The sequence below is a fragment of the Pseudomonas brassicacearum genome, from assembly GCF_003732175.1.
In the GTDB taxonomy this organism is placed as follows: domain Bacteria; phylum Pseudomonadota; class Gammaproteobacteria; order Pseudomonadales; family Pseudomonadaceae; genus Aquipseudomonas; species Aquipseudomonas brassicacearum_G.
The window spans coordinates 110,322-132,362 of sequence record NZ_MOBI01000008.1 but is presented as its reverse complement, the minus strand read 5'-3'; the positions used below and the strand labels follow the sequence as shown (position 1 = coordinate 132,362).

The 22,041-nt window shown below is 54.3% G+C and carries 17 protein-coding genes and 1 pseudogene; 11 read left to right on the top strand and 7 right to left on the bottom strand.

Going from position 1 to position 22,041, the window contains the following annotated elements:
* Nucleotides 1–38: 38 nt before the first annotated feature.
* Entirely contained in the window at nt 39–215 is a 177-nt protein-coding gene (locus BK658_RS29940) for a hypothetical protein (protein ID WP_185019801.1), read from the top strand.
* An 81-nt stretch (nt 216–296) separates the two neighbouring features.
* Nucleotides 297–2,132, top strand: coding sequence for a TniQ family protein (locus tag BK658_RS08055; protein ID WP_123581861.1), 1,836 nt, complete (start codon nt 297–299; stop codon nt 2,130–2,132).
* Between the two features lie 111 nt (nt 2,133–2,243).
* On the opposite strand, the gene BK658_RS08050 is transcribed toward BK658_RS08055, so the two are convergent.
* The 3 genes from BK658_RS08050 to BK658_RS08040 all read right to left on the bottom strand — a co-directional run bounded on the left by BK658_RS08050 (nt 2,244) and on the right by BK658_RS08040 (nt 3,629).
* Nucleotides 2,244–2,552: a hypothetical protein gene (locus tag BK658_RS08050; protein ID WP_123581860.1), complete on the bottom strand. Its 309-nt coding sequence runs from the start codon at nt 2,550–2,552 to the stop codon at nt 2,244–2,246.
* 78 nt (nt 2,553–2,630) lie between these two features.
* Nucleotides 2,631–3,068, bottom strand: a complete 438-nt coding sequence (locus BK658_RS08045; protein ID WP_123581859.1) for a type II toxin-antitoxin system YafO family toxin — start codon at nt 3,066–3,068, stop codon at nt 2,631–2,633.
* A 6-nt stretch (nt 3,069–3,074) separates the two neighbouring features.
* The gene (locus BK658_RS08040) at nt 3,075–3,629 is read right to left on the bottom strand and encodes a hypothetical protein (RefSeq protein ID WP_123581858.1); all 555 of its coding nucleotides are present in this window, start codon (nt 3,627–3,629) and stop codon (nt 3,075–3,077) included.
* A gap of 775 nt (nt 3,630–4,404) precedes the next feature.
* Between BK658_RS08040 and BK658_RS08035 the strand changes: the two genes are divergently transcribed.
* The 5 genes from BK658_RS08035 (at nt 4,405) to BK658_RS08015 (ending at nt 13,137) form a co-directional block, all read left to right on the top strand.
* Nucleotides 4,405–4,923 (top strand): Hcp family type VI secretion system effector, encoded by a 519-nt coding sequence (locus BK658_RS08035; protein ID WP_123581857.1) that lies wholly within the window; start codon nt 4,405–4,407, stop codon nt 4,921–4,923.
* A gap of 133 nt (nt 4,924–5,056) precedes the next feature.
* Nucleotides 5,057–7,099 carry a type VI secretion system Vgr family protein gene (locus tag BK658_RS08030; protein ID WP_123581865.1) on the top strand — a complete coding sequence of 681 codons (2,043 nt, stop codon included), beginning with the start codon at nt 5,057–5,059 and terminating at the stop codon, nt 7,097–7,099.
* Nucleotides 7,089–7,829, top strand: a complete 741-nt coding sequence (locus BK658_RS08025) for a DUF4123 domain-containing protein (protein WP_123581856.1) — start codon at nt 7,089–7,091, stop codon at nt 7,827–7,829. Before BK658_RS08030 ends, BK658_RS08025 begins: the two co-directional genes overlap by 11 nt.
* Complete coding sequence (locus BK658_RS08020; RefSeq protein WP_123581855.1) at nt 7,826–12,706, top strand: RHS repeat-associated core domain-containing protein; 4,881 nt, start codon at nt 7,826–7,828, stop codon at nt 12,704–12,706. The genes BK658_RS08025 and BK658_RS08020 overlap by 4 nt, the downstream gene beginning before the upstream one ends.
* The gene (locus BK658_RS08015; protein WP_123581854.1) at nt 12,703–13,137 is read left to right on the top strand and encodes an SMI1/KNR4 family protein; all 435 of its coding nucleotides are present in this window, start codon (nt 12,703–12,705) and stop codon (nt 13,135–13,137) included. Before BK658_RS08020 ends, BK658_RS08015 begins: the two co-directional genes overlap by 4 nt.
* A gap of 61 nt (nt 13,138–13,198) precedes the next feature.
* On the opposite strand, the gene BK658_RS08010 is transcribed toward BK658_RS08015, so the two are convergent.
* Nucleotides 13,199–14,584: an IS4 family transposase gene (locus BK658_RS08010; RefSeq protein ID WP_123581853.1), complete on the bottom strand. Its 1,386-nt coding sequence runs from the start codon at nt 14,582–14,584 to the stop codon at nt 13,199–13,201.
* 269 nt (nt 14,585–14,853) lie between these two features.
* Between BK658_RS08010 and BK658_RS08005 the strand changes: the two genes are divergently transcribed.
* Together BK658_RS08005 and BK658_RS08000 are read left to right on the top strand one after the other, a co-directional pair.
* Nucleotides 14,854–15,282 (top strand): SMI1/KNR4 family protein, encoded by a 429-nt coding sequence (locus BK658_RS08005; RefSeq protein WP_123581852.1) that lies wholly within the window; start codon nt 14,854–14,856, stop codon nt 15,280–15,282.
* Nucleotides 15,283–15,548: 266 nt separating this feature from the next.
* Nucleotides 15,549–15,875 carry a DUF7716 domain-containing protein gene (locus BK658_RS08000; RefSeq protein ID WP_259740068.1) on the top strand — a complete coding sequence of 109 codons (327 nt, stop codon included), beginning with the start codon at nt 15,549–15,551 and terminating at the stop codon, nt 15,873–15,875.
* Between the two features lie 423 nt (nt 15,876–16,298).
* Here BK658_RS08000 and BK658_RS07995 read toward each other — a convergent pair whose 3' ends face one another.
* The gene (locus tag BK658_RS07995) at nt 16,299–17,294 is read right to left on the bottom strand and encodes a hypothetical protein (protein WP_123581850.1); all 996 of its coding nucleotides are present in this window, start codon (nt 17,292–17,294) and stop codon (nt 16,299–16,301) included.
* A gap of 1,096 nt (nt 17,295–18,390) precedes the next feature.
* Nucleotides 18,391–18,537 (bottom strand): annotated as a pseudogene (locus BK658_RS30295) (XdhC family protein); the annotation flags it as partial.
* 137 nt (nt 18,538–18,674) lie between these two features.
* On the opposite strand from BK658_RS30295, the gene BK658_RS07985 reads away from it, so the two are divergent.
* Nucleotides 18,675–20,399 (top strand): hypothetical protein, encoded by a 1,725-nt coding sequence (locus tag BK658_RS07985; protein ID WP_123581849.1) that lies wholly within the window; start codon nt 18,675–18,677, stop codon nt 20,397–20,399.
* A 685-nt stretch (nt 20,400–21,084) separates the two neighbouring features.
* On the opposite strand, the gene BK658_RS07980 is transcribed toward BK658_RS07985, so the two are convergent.
* Nucleotides 21,085–21,462, bottom strand: coding sequence for a hypothetical protein (locus tag BK658_RS07980; protein WP_123581848.1), 378 nt, complete (start codon nt 21,460–21,462; stop codon nt 21,085–21,087).
* A 304-nt stretch (nt 21,463–21,766) separates the two neighbouring features.
* Here BK658_RS07980 and BK658_RS30675 point away from each other — a divergent pair, with 304 nt between their 5' ends.
* On the top strand, nt 21,767–22,021 hold the full coding sequence (locus tag BK658_RS30675) for an abortive infection family protein (RefSeq protein WP_404943169.1): 255 nt from the start codon (nt 21,767–21,769) through the stop codon (nt 22,019–22,021).
* Nucleotides 22,022–22,041: the final 20 nt, after the last annotated feature.

Sequence of the window (22,041 nt, the reverse complement as noted above, 5' to 3'; positions counted from 1 at the left end):
AGGTGGCCGGATGTTAGTGGAATGAGTGGCCGGATGGCGTGGAATCCGCAGTCAAGGACAAGGGGGAGCAAGGCATCACCATGGAGGTGCTTTCTGAAGCCTTTCAGGATGAGGTGTGGAATAACGCTCCCGAAGATCGTAATCCGTTTAGCGCACGTTTCGACTTCAAACCGTTGATCGGTCATTCCGAGCCGTTCGAAGACTACGATAGATAAAAGCACCCAAGGAGCGCCCTGCGGGCGCTCCTTGGGTGGCTATAAACGAATCTGTCGTTTCGAACTTCTGGGTTTTGAAAAATGTTTGGTCTGTTGATAAATCTCAAACCTGCCCCTGATGAAAGTCTTCAGGGCTACCTATACCGACTGGCGAGAGTCAACGGTTTGCTTGGAAAAGATCTAATCGCGGCATTTCTGAATTTAAAGGATGAATGTGTAACCGACTGGATTGAGCACGGTGGATTTCCTCCAAGTTGGGCTCCGGTTGCTTTGGAACTCAGGCGACCCAAAGCTCAAGCCCTTAAGGTCTGGTCGTTAAATGATAAGAAATATTGCCCGAACTGTTTAGCCGAGCACAGCTATTGGAGGGAGGCTTGGGACCTGACACTGGTGACGACCTGCACGGCCCACAACCTAGTCCTGAAAAGTACATGTCCCGAATGTGGTGGTCGACTTAATTGTGATGCGATGCAGGGCCACAGTTGCAGTACCTGTACCCACTCACTAACCCAGCTTCGTAAGATTGAAGCACCTGCCGATGAAGGAAGCCAATGGCTGACGTCGGCTCTTATGGCGCGAGTCTCGGCAGATACGCCCAAAGCAGAGGGTTTGGAAGGACTGTCCTTGGAGCAGCTTCATGCTTTAGCGATACGGCTCGCCGTGCGCAGCGTCAGACCAGAATATGCGAAGCCGATGAAGGTTGCTGACGCTGGAGCTATCGAAGTAGCACAGCCGTTAGCAAAAGCAGCTGGTGAGATATTGATGAACTGGCCTCAAGCTTTTTGGGATTTGCTCAGTGATGTGCGTTTCACCAGGCCAACCGAGCTCGGTTGGAAGTTAGCCTCCGCGCTTGGTCCGCTTTACGCCGATATTTTCACTGGATTAAAGCCAAAGTGCTTCGATTTTGTTCGTGCAGAATTTGAAAAGTATCTTCAACAAAGCTGGGACGCGCCACTAGCGAGGAGAAATCGTTTTTTGAGTAAACAGACAGTTCTAGAGCATCGATGGGTTGCGGTGGGGACAGCCGCGTCCTTGGCAGGCACGCATAAATCTTATGTGCAGAGGATGCTTGAATCTGGACAATTGGATAGCAGAGCTTTCACCCATCCTAGCGGCCGTGTTTCGACAATTGTGGATATTCACCAGGTTCGCGCCATTTCTGATCATATGGAAAAAGCCCAGTGCTTGAAGGATACGGCGCAAACGCTGCATCTTAGCGAGAGTAGAGTTCGCCAATTACTGTGCGCGTCGATGATCCAATTTTACGGCAAGCATCCAGAACGTGGCGAAAAGTGGCTGGTTGACCAAGATTCATTAGCTGCTTTACATCCACCTTCTATCAGTCCTCCAATGGATGACGATTATCTAACAGTTTCCTATGTGACCAAGCATTATCTGCCCACAGGTGGCGGATTGGTTGAACTAGTCAAGGCCGTTCAAGCAGGTGACGTTCAGATATATGGGAAACATCTGGATGAGACCGCTGTTGGACAGTGGCTTGTCAGTAAAGCGAAACTGATGTATTGGCTTCATAACAATTTACGCCAATATTCAGCGAGATCTGTAATGACCATTAGTGAGGCTGGCGACCTTCTTGGCGTCAAACAGGAAGTGGCTTATGCAATGGTGCACAAAGGGCTTTTATCCACTGTTACGTGCCAATCGGGAAGATCCCTCACCAAAATGGTGAATCTAAGCGCTGTATCGCGATTCAAACGCCATTACGTTTTTGGTACGGAGCTGTCGGTTCTGCTGAACATTTCGCCAAAACATGTTCTGGAGAAGCTTTGGGAAAATGGTTTTAAACCCGTTGCTGGGCCGACGATTATGAGATCGCCATGTAGACAATATATCTGGAAGCGAAGTATCAAATTGGTCCAATGGGTGGAGCTATTACAGGTTCATAGTCCTGCTTGATGAACCTGAAGTCCGTTTAACTAAGCCTCTTAACATCATTGACCCATGCCGCGGCCCATCATGTATATCGAAATTAGCGAGTTTATGCTTGAGGGGTAACTTTGCTAATTTTCATATACCTCGCACTGAAAACGCAGCAATCTGCGAGGGCGAACCTTCAAGCCGAGCCCTGTCAGCCGCCGATGACCGATGCTTAAAACACCCCTCGTACTGACAGCGCATTGAGTCTTTGCTCAGGTAAATCTGTAAATAGCTCTCGCTCGTCATGATTGCGGTAGTGTGCCCCTCGTTCTCGCCGGCCTCGGCATGGCCCTGCTGCTCAACCAGTAGCGTCAGCTCCATGATCGCGGCTTCGAGCGCCAGCTGATTGTTGTAGATGCGTTCAAGGGTGTCAGGCAGAGAGTATTCCGGGGCGGGCACGGGGCTTCGACTCCGTTCGAGAAAACCGAAAGCGTAGCGGCGAGATGGGGAAACAAAAAAACATCTCATTGGGTTGAGTCAATACTTGTCGCGGAAGCGTTTCGCTACTCCTGATAGTCGCTTCATTATTTTATCGTTGCTGGCTTTGTCGTGGGCTCCGGGGTGAAGCATGGCAATGAGAACGTACCGATCTTCATCGATAAGCCCTTGCGCGTACACCAACGCGGCGTCTTTATTGGGATCTTGAGAGCATTTACGGTCGCTCTGAGGCTTGTTTGCAGGAAATACTGTCGGTGGGATAGCGATATGGATGTGCATCAAGCTAGCAAGGTAAGCCTCGTAGGGCTGCGTGTAACAAACGTCACGACCAAAATATGACGGGAGCGTCAGTCGATTCGACGCAATATAAGTATGGAAGTCGTCTCGCAATGAATTCAGAACGGTGGGGTAGTTTGCGAGAACGTCCTTAAACAGGTCGTCGTATGTCTCAGGACTGTACTCGACAATGATTGTCATAGGGCATCAGTTCACAAGCTGATGAAGGCGCTCTGTCGAAATGGAAGCCAAGGCTTCCAGCCCTTTCATGTCTATCGAACTCTCGTAGCTCTCGGGCACACGAAGCATTTGCCTTAGAATCATTGAGTTCTGAGCAGTGCGCGATCTAGTCAGAGCAAGATTTCGCCGAAGGACTCTGAATTCATCCCTAATGTTGGGTGCATTCGAATACAGCTCAGCTGTACTGTCCAGAAGGGACTCCAATGTGCGCAACGCGTTTGCAATGTCGGAGAATGGCTCGTCCTCGATCGCATGACGTGGTGGCATGTTGTTGAGCATGTAGTGCCCGGCGTCAGTTACTAACTCACTGAGGTCGCCCAAGGCTACAATCGCTTCCTTGATCGCAACTCGAATTTTTGCGTCATCAGCAACATCCCCCTCAACTGGCGTTTCCAAGTGAGCACTAGACTCAACGTTTGGAGCGGCAGCTACCTGAGCGCAATGCAGCGATACGCGTAAGGTAAGGGAAAGCATGACCTCTTTGGAGTAAGGGTCATGGCGGTGATGTTGATCGCGCTTCATGGTCTTTGCCCTCTTGGGCGTTGTCTGCTTTTTGCGTGTTTTTAGGTCGGTGTTTCCAGTGACTCTATATCCTCAGACTAAATGTGCCATGGTTTCGTTACCCTTTTCGGACGGGTGGTGACACCAAGCCCGCCACCAGCACCACGAGCACGAACTACATCCCACGGTCGAGCCATTCATGCCCGTTGATCCTCACTGCGGCGCAATGCTCCAACCCAGAAAAATGGGTTGCCAGGGCGCTTACCTTGAAAGCTTATGTGCGCCAGCGCATGCAAGCCCAGGGTGAATCAACACGACAGGCAGCTGTGGATCGTTCTCTGCCGGTCGTCACTGCGGCGTGTGCTGGTCAAGTCCATGCAATTACGCATTTAAGCCTAGCGTCTGTCGGTAAGACACGCGGAAGACAGGAAACACCCGACGCACAGCTGAACGATCTCGTCGTGACTGCACCATGATCACCGACTGATGTCTCATAGCCATTATGCGCAAGAAGTTGCGCACTCACCTTCTGAAAAACACCGACCATTCCTGCTCTAAGCCACACCACACAAGGCCTGTAGCCAAGTGCGCAAGAAGTTGCGCAGTACTGCGCAACTTCTTGCGCACATTAGCGACTTTTCCTACAGCAAAATAGGACAATCCCGACGCTGACAACGTGTATCTCATTGATTTATATGCAAAATGTACTACATGGCACGAAGCTTGATATGTAGGAGTACCCACCGGGCGATCTCGCCTCCCGGGCACCCTCATTTATTTAGCAAGGAGAGCATCCATGGCTACACCAGCGTATATGTCCATCACTGGCACCAAACAAGGCCTGATCACTGCCGGTGCATTCACCGCTGATTCGGTTGGCAACACCTACCAGGAAGGTCACGAAGACCAGGTCATGGTTCAGGGCTTCCAACACGAAGTGATCATCCCGCGTGACCCGCAGTCCGGCCAACCAACCGGCCAGCGCGTTCACAAGCCAGTCCAAATCACCAAGGTGTTCGACAAGTCCTCGCCACTGCTGCTGGCGGCCCTGACGTCCGGCGAGCGCCTGACTTCTATCGAAATCAAGTGGTACCGCACCTCGGCTGCCGGCACCCAAGAGCACTACTTCACCACCAAGCTTGAAGACGCGATCATCGTCGACATCAAAGACTACATGCACAACTGCCAAGACCCGGCGAACTCGCACTTCACTCACCTGGAAGACGTACAGTTCACCTACCGCAAAATCACCTGGACCCACGAAGTATCCGGTACTTCGGGTTCCGATGACTGGCGTTCCCCGGTCGCTGGCTAAGTCTGGCCGACCGTTACAAAACATCGGCCAGCTCTGCTGGTCGATGTTGTTTGCGCCACCCAAGAATTCTTGCGTTCGCCGATAGCCCAAACGGGTATCGATGGATGCTGCTGCACTGCACGAGGAACAACGGATGTTCGCGCCGGCCAACCAGACTCACTTCGCCCTGACCGTAGAAGGTCTGGCGAACGATCTCCAGGTACTTGCCCTCACCGGTCGAGAAGCCATCAGTCAGCCATTTCAGTTCGACGTCGAACTGGTCAGCGAAAACCCGTCCCTGGACCTCGAAAGCCTGTTGCACAAACCGGCGTTTTTGCAGCTCGCGCAAAACGGCACCGGCATTCACGGGCAGATCTATCGCGTTGCCCAAGGCGATGCCGGTAAACGCCTGACCCGCTACTCGGTGACCCTGCGCCCGCAGCTGTCTTACCTGGCACATCGCATCAACCAACGCATCTTCCAGAACCTCAGCGTGCCGAAAATCATCGGCCAGGTCCTCGAAGAGCACGGCATCCAAAGCAATGCCTACGAATTCAAAGTCGGAGCGATTTATCCCGAGCGCGTGTACTGCGTTCAGTACGATGAATCGGACCTGCATTTCATCCAGCGCCTGTGCGAGGAAGAAGGTATCCACTACCACTTTCAGCACAGTGCCACCGCGCACAAGCTGGTGTTCGGCGATGACCAGACGGTGTTCCCGAAACTCGCACCCGTGGCCTACCAGCAAGACTCCGGCATGGTCGCCAACGACCCGGTGATCAAGCGCTTCGACCTGCGCCTGGAAACCCGCACCAGCCGCACCACGCGCCGCGACTACGACTTCGAAAAACCGCGTATTACCCTCGAAAGCGAGGCCCGTGGCGACACCAAACCGGACCTCGAAGACTACGACTACCCAGGGCGCTTCATCGACCGCGAACGCGGCAAGCACCTGGCCAAGCGAAGCCTTGAACGGCATCGCAGCGACTACCAGCTGGCCGAAGGCAAAAGCGATCAGCCGCTGCTGGTCAGCGGCCATTTCCTCGCCTTGAGTCAGCACCCCAAAGCCAAGTGGAACGACCTGTGGCTGCTCACTGAAATCCTTCACGAAGGCAAGCAGCCACAAGTGCTCGAAGAGTCGGTGACCAGCGACACCACCGCGCTCAAGGACGACTTTCATCAGGGCTATCGCAACCGCTTTCAGGCCACGCCGTGGGACGTGCCGAACCGTCCGCCGCTGGTGCACCCGAAGCCGCGCATTCTTGGCAGCCAGAGCGCGGTGGTCACCGGCCCCAAAGGTGAAGAGATCCACTGCGACCAGTACGGTCGGGTGAAGGTGCAATTCCACTGGGACCGCGAAGGCCAGGCCGACGACAAGACCAGTTGCTGGCTGCGCGTCTCGTCCGCCTGGGCCGGCGCGCACTACGGCGGCATTGCCATTCCGCGGATCGGCATGGAAGTGCTCGTCACCTTCCTCGAAGGCGACCCCGACCAACCGCTGATCAGCGGCTGCCTGTACCACAAGGAAAACGTCGTCCCGTACGACCTGCCGGCCAACAAGACCCGCAGCACCTTCAAGAGCCTCAGCTCGCCCGGTGGCGGTGGCTACAACGAGCTGCGCATCGAAGACAAGAAAGGCCAGGAACAGATCTTCCTGCACGCCCAGCGCGACTGGGATGAAAACATCGAACACGACCAGAAGATCCGCGTCGGCAACGAACGCCACGACACCGTCGAGGCCAACAGCTACAGCGAGTTCAAGGCCGAAGAACACCACACCGTCTACGCCGACCGCAAAGTCGAAACCCGCGCCAACGACCACCTTACCGTCGGCGTGAACCAGCACATCAAAATCGGCACCGGCCAGTTCATCGAAGCCGGCCAGGAAATCCACCTCAGCAGCGGCCTGAAAGTGGTGCTCGAAGCCGGCAGCGAACTGACCCTCAAGGGCGGCGGCAGCTTCATCAAGATCGACGCCGGCGGCGTGACCCTCAGCGGCCCGGCGATCAACATGAACAGCGGCGGCAGTCCGGGCAGTGGCACCGGCGCGGCGCCGCTGATGCCAGGTGTCCTCAAGCAAGCCGATGCCGACAAGGCCGGCGCTGTGCTGACCCCAGCGCAAATCAACACCCTCAAGCGCAACGCGCCGTTCTGCGAAGAGTGCGAAAAATGCAAGGCAGGTGCCTGTGCCATCTGATCGCCTGACACCCCGTAACTGGCTCGCCAGCCGCCCGTTGCAAACCGGCGAGCGCTTGTACCTGGTCATCAGCAACGCCAGCGATGCGGCGCCGCTCAACGCGTTTTACCAGCAAGAAGCGACCACCGAACTGATCCCGATCTGGGGCGGCACACCCTACGCCGACTGGCAGCCGGTGATGCCGTACCTCGCCGAGCTGAAACCCCGCTCGGCGTTCCTTGAGTGGATTGCCGAAACCGATGCCGAAGACTGGGGCTGGCTGGCGGTTTCCAGCAGCGCGCCGGACGTGGTGTTCGAACACCTGCGCAGCCTGACCCAGGTGCGCATGCCGGACGGGACCGAGGTGTTTTTCCGGTTTTGGGATGGGCGGCATATTTACCCGATCCTTGAAGGGCTCGGCGCTGGGGCCGGTGAAATTCTGCCGGTGTTTGAGCGCTATTTGATCAATGGTCAAAGCCTGGAAGTTGGCGCCCGAGGCGTGCCGCCGGCCAAGGCGTGGCCGTGGTGGGAAGTGCCGCAGAAGCTGCTCGACGCACTGGCGGAAAAAGACCACACCACCGTCGTCGACAATCTGATGCAGTGGCTGGGAGAGGACTGCCCGGAACTGTACTTCGCCTTCCCTGAGGGCAACCTGCGCTACAAGGTCGAACGCTTCGTCCGTCAACAACCCAATACAGAAGATATGGCCGAGCGTCTTGCGGCTCAGCTGACAAAGGAAGTCACGTCATGAATACCCCGATTGGTACCTTGGTCCTGCGCGTGCTGGACGCCAAAGCCCCTGACGTGAGCCTTATCCTTAATGACTTCAATAACTGCCTGAGTGATTACAAGGAGTGGGCGGACGGTTTCTGGACCGGCTGGGCGCTGGATGTCGACCAGACGTTCAAGGTCGGCAATGAAGTCAGCGTCACCAAGCGCAAGACCAAAACCGGTCCGGTGGAGGCCTATGCAACGTGCCCTCTGGCGGGCGACTTCACACTGATTCATATGTTTGAGTCGGCGCGATTCGTGCCCATCGGCAACACCCCCGTTCGACTGGAGCCCGTCACGAAGGGCCGCATTTACGATGACGTGACAGGCCCGGCCATCGAAACCATGATCGGCCCGAGCGGCATCAAAGTGATTGATGGCTGCAAGAAAGGCCAGATGTACCGCATCACCTTTTTCCCGAAAGTATCCCAGAGCAACGTCAAGGCACTGTACGACTCCTATCAGGGCGTCATCGGCAACCTCAATGGCTGGTTGCAAAGCGAGTGGTCGAGCAAGTTCCAGCCACAGTGGGCCAGCTATTCGGCAGCCGACCGCATGGGGCGTTCGGTCATTCTGTTGAAGCAAGCAATGGATGGCCTGGAGAAAGCCCTGCTCAGGCTGTGGGACGACATCAAAAGCCTGTTTGAACTGCTCGCGCACCCCAAGGAAAACCTGGCAAAGCTGCGCAAGTATTTGTCGGACATTGAAATCGACAAGCTCTACGCCGCCTCCAAAGAGTCCATCGCCTCAGGGTTGCTGATCCTCAGTGACGAGCCGCTGATGTTTATCTACGTCTCGGCGATTATTGCCTGGGTCGGCATGCTGCCACCGCAAGTCATCGTCGACGTTGTGACTGCCATTGGCGCAGAGTTTTTGATCAACGTCGTGCTGGGTATCTGCCTTACTGGCGGTGCCGGGATCGCGGTGCGGGTGGGGACCAAGACGCTGTCTGCGGTCAAATCCGGCACGGCAATCAAATACCTCGAGGAACTGGCCGGCAAGCTGATGACCCTGGCAGGCAAGCACAGCCTTCCGGCGCACGCTGAAGTCTCGAAGCCATTGATTGCCAGCGCCAAGAATGTGCCGATGAAGCCGACCAAAACGGCGGCGCTGAAAATCGAAGAGGCTGCCGCAGACGCTAAACATCCGGTACCGAAGACCACGGATACGCCGAAGCAGGAAGTGAAGGATGCCTCTTCGTTTCCTCGTAAAAAGGCAGAGCAACAGACCAATCTTCAGCCAAAGGAAAAGGTCGACGACGCACCAAATCAGTCCAAGACGCCTGATGACAAGAGCGCAACCTGCGCCAAAAAAACCTGCACCAACAACTGTCCGGTTTCCATGGTCACTGGTGAAGAGCTGCTGACCCTGACCGACGGGCAACTCGATGGATTGTTGCCGTTCAACTGGACGCGACTCTATCGCACCAGCGCCGCAGAAATTGATTGCGGCCTCGGCTACGGCTGGAGTCACGCGCTGGCGCAACGCGTCGACATCGCGGGCGATGAGGTGGTCTGGACCGACCACGAAAACCGCGTCACGACTTTCCCATTGCCGACAGTGCAGCGCCCGGCGATCACCAACAGCCTGTCGGAAGCGGCGATCTTCATCGGTGACGATCCTTCCGAACTGATCCTGACCCAAGCCGGCGAACGCCCCCGGTTCTACCACTTCCGCTACAACAGCAAGGGCGCGACGCTGATCGCCATCAGCGACAATTACGGCAACCGCCTGCACATCACCCGTGACATTCACGGGCGCATCAAACGGGTTGATAACGGCGCCGGTCGCGCCCTGCTCGTGCGCTACGACCGCAAGCACATCATTGCCGTCGACTATCAGCAGTTCAGTCCGGCGGACAACCTGGAAGAGGTCTGGAGCACGATCCAGACACTGGTCACTTATGGCTACGACGCCCAGCAACGCCTGATCGAGGCGAAGAACGCCGCCGGTGAAGCCGAGCGCTACGCCTACAACGATCAGAACGTGATCCTCGAGCGGCAACTGGCCGGTGGCGCGAGTTTCTTCTGGGAATGGGAAAAGGAAGGCAAATCGGCGCGCTGCATCCATCACTGGGCAAACTTCTCGCAAATGGATGCGCGCTATGTCTGGGATGACAAGGGCAGTGTCACCGTCACCAACGCCGACGGTAGCGAAGAGGTCTACACCCACGACGACCAGGCTCGACTGGTCGCCAAGGTCGACCCGGATGGCGCCGAACACCTCAAAGCCTACGATGACAAGGGCCGCCTGGTTGCCGAAAAAGATCCACTCGGTGCCGTCACCGAATACCACTACAACGAAGCCGGTAGGCTGGTGGCTGTCATCCCGCCGGAAGACGCACCGACCACTTACGAGTACTACCACGGTTACGTCCGTGTGGTGAACCGAGGCCCAGCGAAGTGGACATACTGGCGCAACGACCAGGGCGACATTACCGAACAAGTCGATCCTGATGGCAACTCCACCCACTACAGCTACGACCGCCAGGGCCGCTTGCTGGAGATCCGCCACCCGGACGGCAGCCGTCACCAATTAGGCTGGAACAACCTCGGCCAACTGCTCGAAGAGCGCCTGCCGGACGGTGGTCAGCGCAAATATCGCTACGACGCATTGGGCCGGCAGATCACCCGCCAGAAAGAAAGCGGCGCCATCACCCAGTACCAATGGGATGCCGCCAACCGCCTCGCACAAATCACCCTGCCTGGCGGCGCTACCCGCGCCTTCAGCTACAACCCTTATGGCCGCGTCACCGCCGAACGCGATGAGCTGGGCCGCGTCACCCGCTACGAATACGCCGATGGCCTGCACCTGGTCAGCCGCCGTATCAACCCGGACGGCAGCCAGCTGCGTTATCGCTACGACAACTCGCGACTGCTGCTGAGCGAGATTGAAAACGAACGTGGCGAGCACTACCACCTCGATTACTACCCGAACGGCCTGATCCAGCAGGAAACCGGCTTCGACGGGCGTCGCACCGCTTATGAGTACGACCTCAACGGCCAGTTGCTGAAGAAAACCGAATTCGGCGATGACGGCAGTGAACTGGTCACCGAATACCAACGCGACGCCGCCGGCCGACTGCTGGTGAAAACCCTGGCCGATGGCGAGGAAATTCACTACAGCTACGACGCCCTCGGTCGGTTGGTGAACGTCGACGACGGCCACTGGCCGCTCGCCTACGAGTACGACCTGCAAGACCGCCTGATCACCGAGCATCAGGGCTGGGGCACCCTGCGTTATGAGTACGACACGCTCGGCCAGTTGAGCCACTGCCGCCTCCCCGACGGCAGCAAGCTTGATTACCGGCACCAAGCGGGCGGCCGCCTGAGCAGCATCGACCTCAACGGCACGCGCTTGACCACGCACCAGTTCAGCGCCGGTCGCGAACAGCAGCGCCAACAAGGGTTGTTGCTCAGCCAATACCAATACGACGAACAAGGTCGGTTGCAGGCGCACAGCGTCAGCCAGCAGGAACGCAACCTGTTCCAGCGCCGCTACGCCTACGACGCCAACGGCAACCTCGCCGGCATCGACGACAGCCGCAAGGGCAATCGCAGCTACCACTACGACCCGCTCGACCGCCTGGTCAACGTGCGCGGCAGCACCCCGGAAACTTTCGCCCACGACCCGGCCGGTAACTTGCTGGGCCAGGGCGACCAGCCCGCCGCCAACCTGGCCAATGTCAAAGGCAACCGCCTGCTGATGCAGGGCGACCGCCATTACGACTACGACGCCTACGGCAACCTGACCCGCGAACGTCGCGGCACCGGGCAAAAACTGGTCACCGAATACCGCTACGACTGCCAACACCGCCTGATCGGCGTTAGCCTGCCCGGCGGCAGCAACGCCACTTACCAGTACGACGCCTTCGGTCGCCGCATCGCCAAAACCGTCGATGGCCACACCACCGAATTCCTCTGGCAAGGCGAACGGTTGATCGCCGAAAGCGCCGACAAGCGCTACCGCAGCTACATCTACGAACCGGGCACCTTCCGCCCGCTGGCCATGCTCAACGGCGAAGGCCCGCTCAAGGCCGAGCCGTTCTACTACCAACTCGACCACCTCGGCACCCCGCAGGAACTCACCGACTACAGCGGCGAGATCATGTGGTCCGCCAAGTACCGCGCCTACGGCAACCTCGCCACGCTCGACGTCGCCGAAATCGACAACCCGCTGCGCTTTCAGGGCCAGTATTTCGATGCGGAAACCGGCTTACATTACAACCGGCATCGCTACTACAATCCGGGCACTGGGCGGTTTTTGACCCCGGACCCGATCAAGCTGGCTGGGGGGTTGAACAACTACCAGTACGTGCCCAACCCTACGGGGTGGGTGGATCCGTTGGGGTTGGATACTTGCCCGGGTGCGGATGGATGTAAACCTCCAGCGGGACTTGAGTCTCCTGAAAGTGGCGCTAAGGTAAATGAAGGCACACCGGATGCCCCGGGGCCGGAAAGCGGTAAGAATCCAAAGTTCTTTAAAAAAGAGACAACATGGAAGGCACGCGGCAAAGGAACCGGCAATGAATATAAAGTCTTCCAGCAAGATATTGACTGGGACTTGGAGGTAGGAGGAAAGTCAAATTACCAACGAGCGAAGGAAGGTGGTTCACCGTTCGTGATGAAAGACGGAGTACCCGAGCAATTGCAACTTCACCATTCTAGACAAAATGGGAAAGGCCCCCTCTTCGAACTGAGTCGGAAGACTCACCTTCAGACAAAGAAGGACAAAGGAGGCAAAGCAATTCACCCTTATGGAAGAAATAAAAACCCTGACGCACCTGTGGACAGAGAGCTATTTGACAAAGAGGTTCCTCAATATTGGAGGGATCGTGCAGCCGAGGTAAAAAAATGATACCCAAAGACTTAGTTAGCCTGATAGAAAAGCAGCCAGGAAACATACATAGAACCGACAAGGACTTGGCTATAAGCGCCCTTGAAACACTAGGAGTCTCTCCAGGCAGCGAGTTCGGTAGTATTTATATAAATTACCTACCTGCTAATTTTAAGAGCTCTGTATCTGATGAATACATTTGTGACGTATCCGAGCCTACAGAGCAGATCCTGGTGGGTACCGAGTTCATTCACGACATGTGGGAGCTACCAGAAAATTACATAGGCTTCACCTCCTTGCAAGGTGAGGGAGGTTACTTGCTCGACAAAAATAGTGGTGGCGTTTGGGACTTCGACTTAGCTCAACAAGAAGACTTCGTATCCGGCCTAATTTCTCCAAAATGGAGTGGTTTTTTTGAATTTATCAGGTGGTACCTTTCGCCAGCAGAATAAAGAAAATATGACAGGTTTATTTTATATACACTCACGAAAATAACCCCGCTCCGAATGGCACTTACTTAACCTTCTTCGGGTGCCCATTCCTCCGTACCTCAGCCCTTGCCGATCGACGTGTTTGCATCAACATGGGGTAAGGCTTGGGTCTTCGTTTTAAAGCGCGGGGCTCTATCCGGCCAGGCCGGTTTCCGACACGTTTGCAGGCAATCAACTCGAGCAGACTCAACAACTCATCGCCGTATTCGCCAGCCCCGTACTGCCTCAACGCAAGACACAGCTGAAGACTATGCTTGAAGCTCAGTTCTCGCGGTAAACAATCCGCTAACAGAGCGGATTGGGCCATGATCATCCGAATCAGATTGTGCGCCAGCAGATAGATCCATAACTCTTTGACGGCCATGCCAGGTGTCTTGCAGCTCAGCGTTTCAAGTCCCAACGTTGTCTTGAGATTGCGTAGATCCAGCTCAACATGCCATCGGCCCTTATACAGCGATTTGAGAGCGGCTTTCGGTACTTGCTGCGGGCAGCTCAAGGTCGTCACCAGGATTTTTCCGCCGGTTTTCAGTTCACGTACTGTCAGTGTCTCTGGCGCATCGTCGTAACAGGTCTGACTCATCCAGGAAGGCCGCTGCCTGGGCTTTTTCAATTCAACCAAATGATCTTCCGACCCCAACGATTTCCCCAGTTGAAAATCAGTGCTACGTCGTCGTGCGCCATATTGCTCGAACACCCCATCGACCCCACGACGTTGCAGTTCACACAACAAAAAATACGTTGCGTAGTAGGCATCGCCCAACACAATGTCACCTCGATTCAAGGTGTCGAGCATTGTTCTGAGCAGCGTCTGCTCGTCGCCGCCTTTGCCTCGAAAGCGCCCCAACGAGGCGTCTAAAACTGCTCCGCTGGCGAGGCAAATGATTCCCACCAAACGGCAGATGGGAAAGCCCAATCCGGCTTTTTGTCCACGCGATTGCGGATACGCCTCTTGGTTGGCCAGCGTATCCGGCATGGTGACGGTGGTGCCATCTACAAGACGCACAGGTCGCCCCATCCAGCGCCATGACGGCGGTGCCTTGTTGCTCATTGATGTGCCGGTGGAGCGCAACAAAGTCGAAACCATCTCTACTGGCAACCGCGCTCGGGCTTTGCAATAAGCCCCGGTATGAACGCTGCTGGGCTTTAAACCATCGCAGGAACGTTTGATCGACAAGTCATTCACCGCATTCTGGCAAGAGCGATCAGCATTCATCGCCTGGGCTAAAAACATCGACAGTGTTTCGGCCGGGGGGAACAGCCGCTGACGATGTGTGGGTATCGTTGACTCAACGCGTTGCAGAAGCTCTGGATCGCTGAGCAGCTTGAAGAAGGCGTGAGTATTGCTGTTGGTGGCATGTTGACGAATGCGCTGCTGTTGATGCCTGACGATTTGAGGTCTACGATTCACTCGGGCTGGTCCTTGCTCTGTGGGTGTGTGTTCGCAACTATCACCGTAGACCAAGGCCAGCCTTTTTTCATTTTTTTGCAGTCACATCAGCTAGTTAGCTGCTAAGTAAGTGCCATTCAACCCCGCTCCCTTTTTGCTTGCTGAATGGGAATGCATCTAGACAAGGTTCGGAAATTCCCCCGCCGAAACGATAGTCTCCCATAAACTTGCACGCTCCCACCGTCTCCAAGAAAAGGGGGGCAGATTTATTTACTGCGCGGGAGCCGTATATGAAATTCGACTGGAATTCTTTCGGGATTGATCCAGGATTCTCAGTTGATTGCCATACGATTTCCCAAGTACAAAAACTACTTGGAGTAGCTTTCCCCGATTCATTTTTAGATCTAGTCAAATACTCCGATGAAGCCACCCCGGAAATATCTTCATTTTCATATGGCGACGAAGGGACTTGTATAAGCGAATTTTTTTCGTTCTCGCCTGATGTAACTCCGTATACCATCTCATGGTACTTAGGGGCAGGAAAACCTCCTGGGCTTCCCCAAGAAATGGTCCCTGTAGCAAGAGAGGCAGGTGGTTACTTGGTTTGCCTAAATTTCCAAACGGCCTCCATTACTGTTGAGATTTTTGATCCGAGTTCAGGTAAAGCCTACCTTGTTGCCTCAAACTTTGATGAATTTGTCAGCTCATGGAGTGAATAGAGAACGGCGTTTAAGTGATCCAGTTTATAAAGATTATATGGAAACCTCGTATCCCGGCATCTACGATAAAGTCAGCCCAGGTCCTAAAAGCGCCCATGCAAGGTCAAAACCACATCCCCTTTTAACGTGGCATCATGACGCCTATCGTGAGGAGGTTTTGCAACTCATCCCAACGGCTCGGAGGAGTGGTTGCTGATGTACTACATCCAGGTCAAAAAGGTGGGATGGAGCTTTGGGGAGGCGGTCGAAAATAAATGGTGAGCCAAATGAAAAAGATAAAATTCGCTGATGTTCTGACTGATGCTGAGAACCTAGACTGGGAAGATGCACTTTATTTACCAAAAAATAAAGAAGAATGGGGTCTGAATTGCGAAGTGTTTATCGAAAATCCGGATAACTTCGAAGATTATGATGCGGATGACAATCCGGTAGATATGTCGAAAATCAATTACAGATATGTATTACTTTGCGACGACCTATCATCCATTATAAAAAACCTACAAGAGCAGAGCGCCTCGTATGATTTAGATATGGCCTACAAAGCATTTACTTTTTACTTTGAGAATTACAGCTTTATTAGATTGAAGGCTTAAGCTCGAACGGTCGATTGTTTGGTGTCAACCAACTGGACATGGGGAACAGCGGGGAGTTGGCCCCGTCGTATAGGTGTAAGGGTTGTCAATGTGATTGACACGGGCGTCAACTTTTCCCTACTGTAGCCATGCAACTGCGGGACGACTAACCGGTTGAGATTTGAACGTCCCCTGGCCCGAAAGGGTGCTCGCGCAAGGCGGGCCGAAGCCTGAAAAGGCGAAGTGGTGACCGGATCTGCTTTACCCGAATACGCGAAGGGCGCCTTTTTTCGTTTCTGCCATCAGCGTTTCACGGCCACCGGCTTGCGCATATAGGATCTGGGGCCGTGTCGTAGATCAGTCAGCGAGCATTAAACATGCTTAGATAAAGGTGCTCCTCGGAGCGCCTTTATTGTGAGTATGTTGGTTAGCTCGAACCTTAATTTACGATGCGATGCGAATACCCGTTGCACCGTAGCGGCGGATGAGGTCTTGATCGACCTCAGCCACGAAGCGATCGGGACGCACTCCGAGCAATGTCGAAGTGAGTTGCTGCACGGCCTCGACATTCCCGGCTCTGAGCGTCTGGGTTTTAACCAGCTGCACAGTCAACAGGAGGTTCGCTGGCTCTAGGAAATCGAGAATCAATTTTTGCTGAGTACCAAACTCTCGCTCTATAACTGAGATCGCCCCAAGCTCTCGGAATATCGCCTCAGTTTCGTCCAACTCAGCCTTAGATAGGCGTTTTTTGGTAGGGATTGCTTCGACTCGATGTAGAAAAGTGTAAAGCTTTTCCTGGTAGTTTTGGGCGTCCAAGTCCAGCCAAAGGCCCAGTCCTTTGATGAACCCACAGATGTGCGGATACCACCGACGTTCAATAGCGTCCTTGCCTTTTGCCTTTTCGTCTTTCTTGGTGATCTGGTATTCCCAAGTTACCTGAAGGGAGTTGCGACGCCAGCGCTCCACTAGGTTATCGATAACCGCCTCAGGAAACGCCTCACGGATTCGAAATGCCTCTGCCTGAAGTTGGCGTAGCTGCTTGAGGGCGTTTTTAACTCGCGATAGCAGTTCAGTCCTTTCCTTAAGCCTTTCGCTTATTTTGTGGGTGCGGATAGAAATGCGTTCTGCGGAGGTCAGCTCACGAAGCGCATTTCTAACCTGGTCGTCATCAAGGCCTAGATGATTGAAAGCGCAACAATTACCGATCAATACTTGCTGCCCCCCTTTGCACTCCACAGCGTAACCATGAGAGTGCTCTTGCCCACATCGACTACCTTTCTTGAGAAACTGACACTGTGCTTCTGATTTGATCAGATGATAGGAGCGTAAAGGATGACTGTAGGTTTCCTTGGACAACAGACAATCAAAATCAATAACGAAAAGATTTTTGATTTCGTCCAGATACCTGATTTCGTGAGTGGCTGTAAGAGGTGACGACATGGGCTACTCCACAATTCATGGGCGAGGCTTTACCACCGATTGTGATGGTATCTTCGCATCAGTGGTTATGCAACCAGCCTGTCCAAACGTACAGTGCGTAGGAGGCGAATTTTCTGCGGGTACGCGGCGGAGACGAGTGCGCCTGAGACGCTGTAGTCAATGTCAGCGGCGCACTCGCCGTAATTGGCTGTAAACTGGTTTTTGTGCCTGTTAACCAGCGTGGGTTACCGGTGAAAAAATAGGTTAACAGCCTACTCACACAGCACGGGCCGCAAAATTATTAAGCAGGCATTTTTGACGACAGTTCCTTGAGAAATTCTTTGCTAGATTGAATTGCTTGTTGGCGCTGATACGAATTTGACCCCGGCGGCTAATTTTGAATGACCCATACGCAGCCTCTGAAATCCCGAGCAAGGCCATCGTTTGCTGAGTATTCGGGTGGGGCAATGAATTCCAGCAGCCTGGGTCAAATTCGTATCAGCGCCAACATCTTGGCGAAGGAATCCGCTTCAGCAAGGCCGAGGAACAGCTTGCGCAGTCGATCACACACAATACGATCCACATCGAGAGAATGGAAAATTCTCAACTCCAGCAATCCACAGAAGGATCAGGGCAAATCAGGACTAAACAATAATCGGTGCTTGTTCGGGGCTACTCGTACTCGAGCACCGCTTGTGCAAACCCGACCAAGTTCGAACTCCCACCCTGGTGCCCTCTACGTAGGTGAGCACCGCCGATTCCAGCCTGTCGGGGGGCTATGCCGGTTGCGCCGTAACGAGTCGCCGATCAACAGGACTCCCGGGTCATTGAACAGATTGGTTCATCTGGACCACGGCCGCTTTTGGGCCGATAGCTGCCGGTAACGAGGCACGTGTTTGCACGCTAGTGGCTGCTTTTGCGTCCCTAGATTCAGCAGCTAAGACATTCGCAATGTGTAGTGATCCACAAGCACCGAGACCGTCGTACGCGCTTTGTTTTGTCGCTCAAGGACACGCGTAAAAAGCCCGGAGGGTAACCGGGCAAAACCAAAGTTAGAAATCAGACGGGCGCGTTCAGCGTTTCTGCACTTTGGCCGTATGTCGTCATGGGTGGAGGGCTGTGCTGAGTGATTGGCGTTCCCCATGCTGAATTCCTTGGGAAGGTTGACGCCATTCTTTGCGGCAAGGATCTGTGCCATACCGTTAACGGCAATCTCAGCCGGTGTGTTGCTACCGATGTAGATTCCTACCGGGCCACGCAGGCGTACGGGTGAGATTGTTGGTTGCTGGGGCTCGCTTAGAAAGGCCGTCCGGCTCACAATTACCAGCGCTCCGCATGTAAATCACGGCTCGGCCGAAGCAGCCGAGCGGGCTTAACACAACCCATACGGAAACGGTGCAAATGGATAATGCGTTGCTTGAGAAAGTCGAAAGGCTTGTGGATGAAAAATACCTTTCCCTTGATTTACCCCACCTGGACTGGACGCTTGTCGCCTGGTACCTGCTGATCGCGTTCGAGGATCATCAAATCTGGATGTTCCGGATTGCTGCCAAGGATGAGTCGCAGAACCAGAAGCTCGAAGGCTTGGTCGACCGCCTCAAATACTCCATCAAATACGCACTTCTGCGGGCAAAAGCCGAGGTCAAGACGGATTCCAATCATGAGGTCCCTCGGAAAACATCTGACATTTTGTGCCGTCGAGCGATTGCCATCATTCAGGAGGGTGTGAAGTACAGCGCAGCCATGCAGATCATCTCTTCGGTATACGGCAAGAAGGTGGCCTTAAAGCAAGTCGACAATGCCATCCAGCTCGAAGTGATTGATGACGTTTACCACGATTCCTCCTATTCCGTTCTGGAGGTGATAGGTCATATCGAGCCAGGAGTCATCACGTACTCCTTGATACTGCTTGCCTGGATAAAGGCGACCGATGATCTTCCGATCGTTGTGAGGCTGATTGCTGAGACGGTGACGTTAAAAAATCGAGTTCTACGCTATGACTACCTGCCACACCTCGCCCATCAGCTTGCGCTGGATCTCCGTCAGCAACCTTTTCTCATTCCCGATGGTTGGGTATTCGAGTGGGGAGGTCGCCAGGAAATCACGCTTCTGCTCAACGCCTTGGCGATCAGGTGCATGTACCACCTTACCGCCGTGGAATTTGGTGCCCGGAGATACAAATTGAAGGGTGGCGGTGACGAATCGCTGGTACTGGTTCTGAGCCGAGAACAACTGATCAGTGACCTGATCGAAATGTCCTCCATCGACGAATCAGCTGTAGGCTCATTCGTTGACCGTCTCACATTTGGAAATCAGGTGGACGCCCCTGATCTTGCGCTCCAACCCTTCATCAAGCTAGCCGGCGGCAAGCTCGCGCTGCCCTGCATACACATCATCAGTTCCCATCTAGAACGCAATCTGCTCACCCTGCAGGCCCGTCAGGAGCCGAAACGATTTAACGCTCAAAGTGGGTTGTTCGAAGACAAAATGGTTGAGGACCTTTTGGCAAAGGTCAGTACCAAGTGGCCTCTGCACAGAGCTAATGTCCACGTGGCGCTGGGCAGGGTGACCGAAGAATTGGACCTGGTTCTGGTGGACCCGCAGAGCAAAACGGTATTCATTGGTGAGCTCAGGTGGATGCTCCCGCCGGGAGATCCCCGGGAGGTGACCAACAGAAAGAACGTCTGCGGTGAAAAGGTTGTGCAGCTGCGAAGAAAGTACAACGGCGTCAAAAAACATCTGACCGACCTGCTGCAAAACGTGTTTGCCATTCAGTCAGATGACTCTTGGGAAGTCTGTGGCGCGGTCATCATCGAGGGCTTTGGCGGGGCGAGAAGCGCCGACGATGATCTTCCGGTATTGGTCAAGTACATCGCCGAGGCCGGACTGGAGGGCTCAGACAGTCTTCGTCAGTTCGCTGCATGGAGTACATCGCTGGAATGGCTACCCCAAGAAGACGTGCATTTCGACAGAGGTCACGACCGGATTGAGACCAGTGCGGAAACGATTGAATACTCAACGCTCGGGATCATCTGTACACCCTATGAGTACCGTCAATTCTTGGCTGACACGTTGAAGCGTTTTTCGCCACAGCCGGAGCAACTGGAACAATCCATTCCAGCTTGATGGATATCTGCCCGTCATCGTTATCTTCACCGGTGGCGGGTAGTTTTTGACTGGCAGCCTTCCAAGAGCGAAATTACAACGCCTGTTAGGTGGTCAACGCAGAGTGAACTGGCCTGACTCTCGCGCAACGTACATGGCATTAATAGCTTCAGATGCTGCCACGTAGGGTGATATGAGTGACTTGAAGGACAGCTGCGCGAGTGTTTGGGCCGAGTTGTCTAGCCGAGTTCGCAGCTTGTGGCACGAGGGAGTTCGTGGATGCACCGATGTAAATTCCCATTCTGGGGCGCGACGAAATTTTCCACATGTGGTGGTGACACGTCTTCTGTGAGCATTAAATAGAGGTCCACTTCGAAAAATGGACCTCTTTAAAATGCGAAACGCTATTGTCGTAATTTCAGTGAATGCCATCGCAAGCATTTTGGCTGGACTCGTGCTTCATTGGATCACCCTCCCTCCTTTAGACGAATCTATGCGACCTGTGACTGCTGTGCTTGTGCCAGTCGCTAGCCCTTTCACTAGGTGATGCCCTCCATTGCAAAGGGGTCGTCGGGCGTGGTGACGAACTCAAGCATGGTAGTACGGGTATTTACTACAAGTGAAAGGGCTTCACGGGACGTAAACCGTCCAAGTCAAGACTTAGCCATTGATGCGCAGGCGCTCAGGGCAGTGCCGCGGGCGCCTGTCATCTTTCCTGCTGGTAGCTGCTTGCGGTCGCCGCAAGCCACTTGGCTTTCCGGTGCAATAGCTCAAGCAGGTCAGGGGGCACATTACCTTTAGCCTCCTCATACTGACGAAAAGCCGCTAAAGCCTCCTCCCAGAGGGCTATCTGCTTGTCGATTAATTCATAGTCCTTCTGCGCCTTATCATATGCCCCTGAAGGATTGTACGAATGGTAAACAACCACTCCATGGCTCGGTGCTGTTTTGCGAGCTTGGTTTTGCGGCAGCATGTCTGACTCATGAGACCCGAGAATTACCAAGACGAGAATGACCCAAGGGTTTTTAAGTGGGACGCGGATGGTGATGTTTAGCTTGTTGGAATTCAAAGCCTTCTTGTTCATTCAAACCCTACCTTAAGCCAAGCAGAGCACGTTGTGACGTGCTCTGGCGCAGCGTGGATTCGCCTTGCTTAGGGGATTTACAGTTTTGAATTTAAGCGGCGCTCCATCGCATTTTTGCGTGAGCAAGTCGAGCCAAATGACACTGCGAATGCAGGTCAACCCGAATACCGTCCCCCTGCGCACTAGGTCGGTGGCGTAGTGGAAATGATCTGGTCTACCTGTATTTGATCGACTTCGAAGGGGCGTGATACCGTGAATTTCGAGAGTAACCCCCCATTTCTCGGAAATGGTTTAAAGGCCTGCACTGCGTAATAGGGGGTTAGTTTTTTCTGAGCCCGAGGGAATAGACGACGCCACCCGGCAAATGCTGGGCGGAGCATCGAGTATCTGCCATGGTATCGCGACGACCCGAAACAGAAAGAGCGTTGCGCATGGCAAAAGCGAAGATTATGTCCGGCCGACCTCAGACCTGGCGCAGACTCTGAATCACCTTGCGGGTGTGGTGTGTGTGTTCGTCATTAAACACACCGCCGCTGCTTCGGCGAATAGGATCGGGTGACCTGCCCGAACTTTCAGGTA

Bases quoted from the DNA above. Each gene is read 5' to 3' on its own strand.
- BK658_RS08055 (WP_123581861.1), top strand. From the start codon at position 297: ATGTTTGGTCTGTTGATAAATCTCAAACCTGCCCCTGATGAAAGTCTT.
- BK658_RS08045 (WP_123581859.1), bottom strand. From the start codon at position 3,068: ATGACAATCATTGTCGAGTACAGTCCTGAGACATACGACGACCTGTTT.
- BK658_RS08040 (WP_123581858.1), bottom strand. From the start codon at position 3,629: ATGAAGCGCGATCAACATCACCGCCATGACCCTTACTCCAAAGAGGTC.
- BK658_RS08035 (WP_123581857.1), top strand. From the start codon at position 4,405: ATGGCTACACCAGCGTATATGTCCATCACTGGCACCAAACAAGGCCTG.
- BK658_RS08030 (WP_123581865.1), top strand. From the start codon at position 5,057: ATGTTCGCGCCGGCCAACCAGACTCACTTCGCCCTGACCGTAGAAGGT.
- BK658_RS08020 (WP_123581855.1), top strand. From the start codon at position 7,826: ATGAATACCCCGATTGGTACCTTGGTCCTGCGCGTGCTGGACGCCAAA.
- BK658_RS08015 (WP_123581854.1), top strand. From the start codon at position 12,703: ATGATACCCAAAGACTTAGTTAGCCTGATAGAAAAGCAGCCAGGAAAC.
- BK658_RS08005 (WP_123581852.1), top strand. From the start codon at position 14,854: ATGAAATTCGACTGGAATTCTTTCGGGATTGATCCAGGATTCTCAGTT.
- BK658_RS08000 (WP_259740068.1), top strand. From the start codon at position 15,549: ATGAAAAAGATAAAATTCGCTGATGTTCTGACTGATGCTGAGAACCTA.
- BK658_RS07995 (WP_123581850.1), bottom strand. From the start codon at position 17,294: ATGTCGTCACCTCTTACAGCCACTCACGAAATCAGGTATCTGGACGAA.
- BK658_RS07985 (WP_123581849.1), top strand. From the start codon at position 18,675: ATGGATAATGCGTTGCTTGAGAAAGTCGAAAGGCTTGTGGATGAAAAA.
- BK658_RS07980 (WP_123581848.1), bottom strand. From the start codon at position 21,462: ATGAACAAGAAGGCTTTGAATTCCAACAAGCTAAACATCACCATCCGC.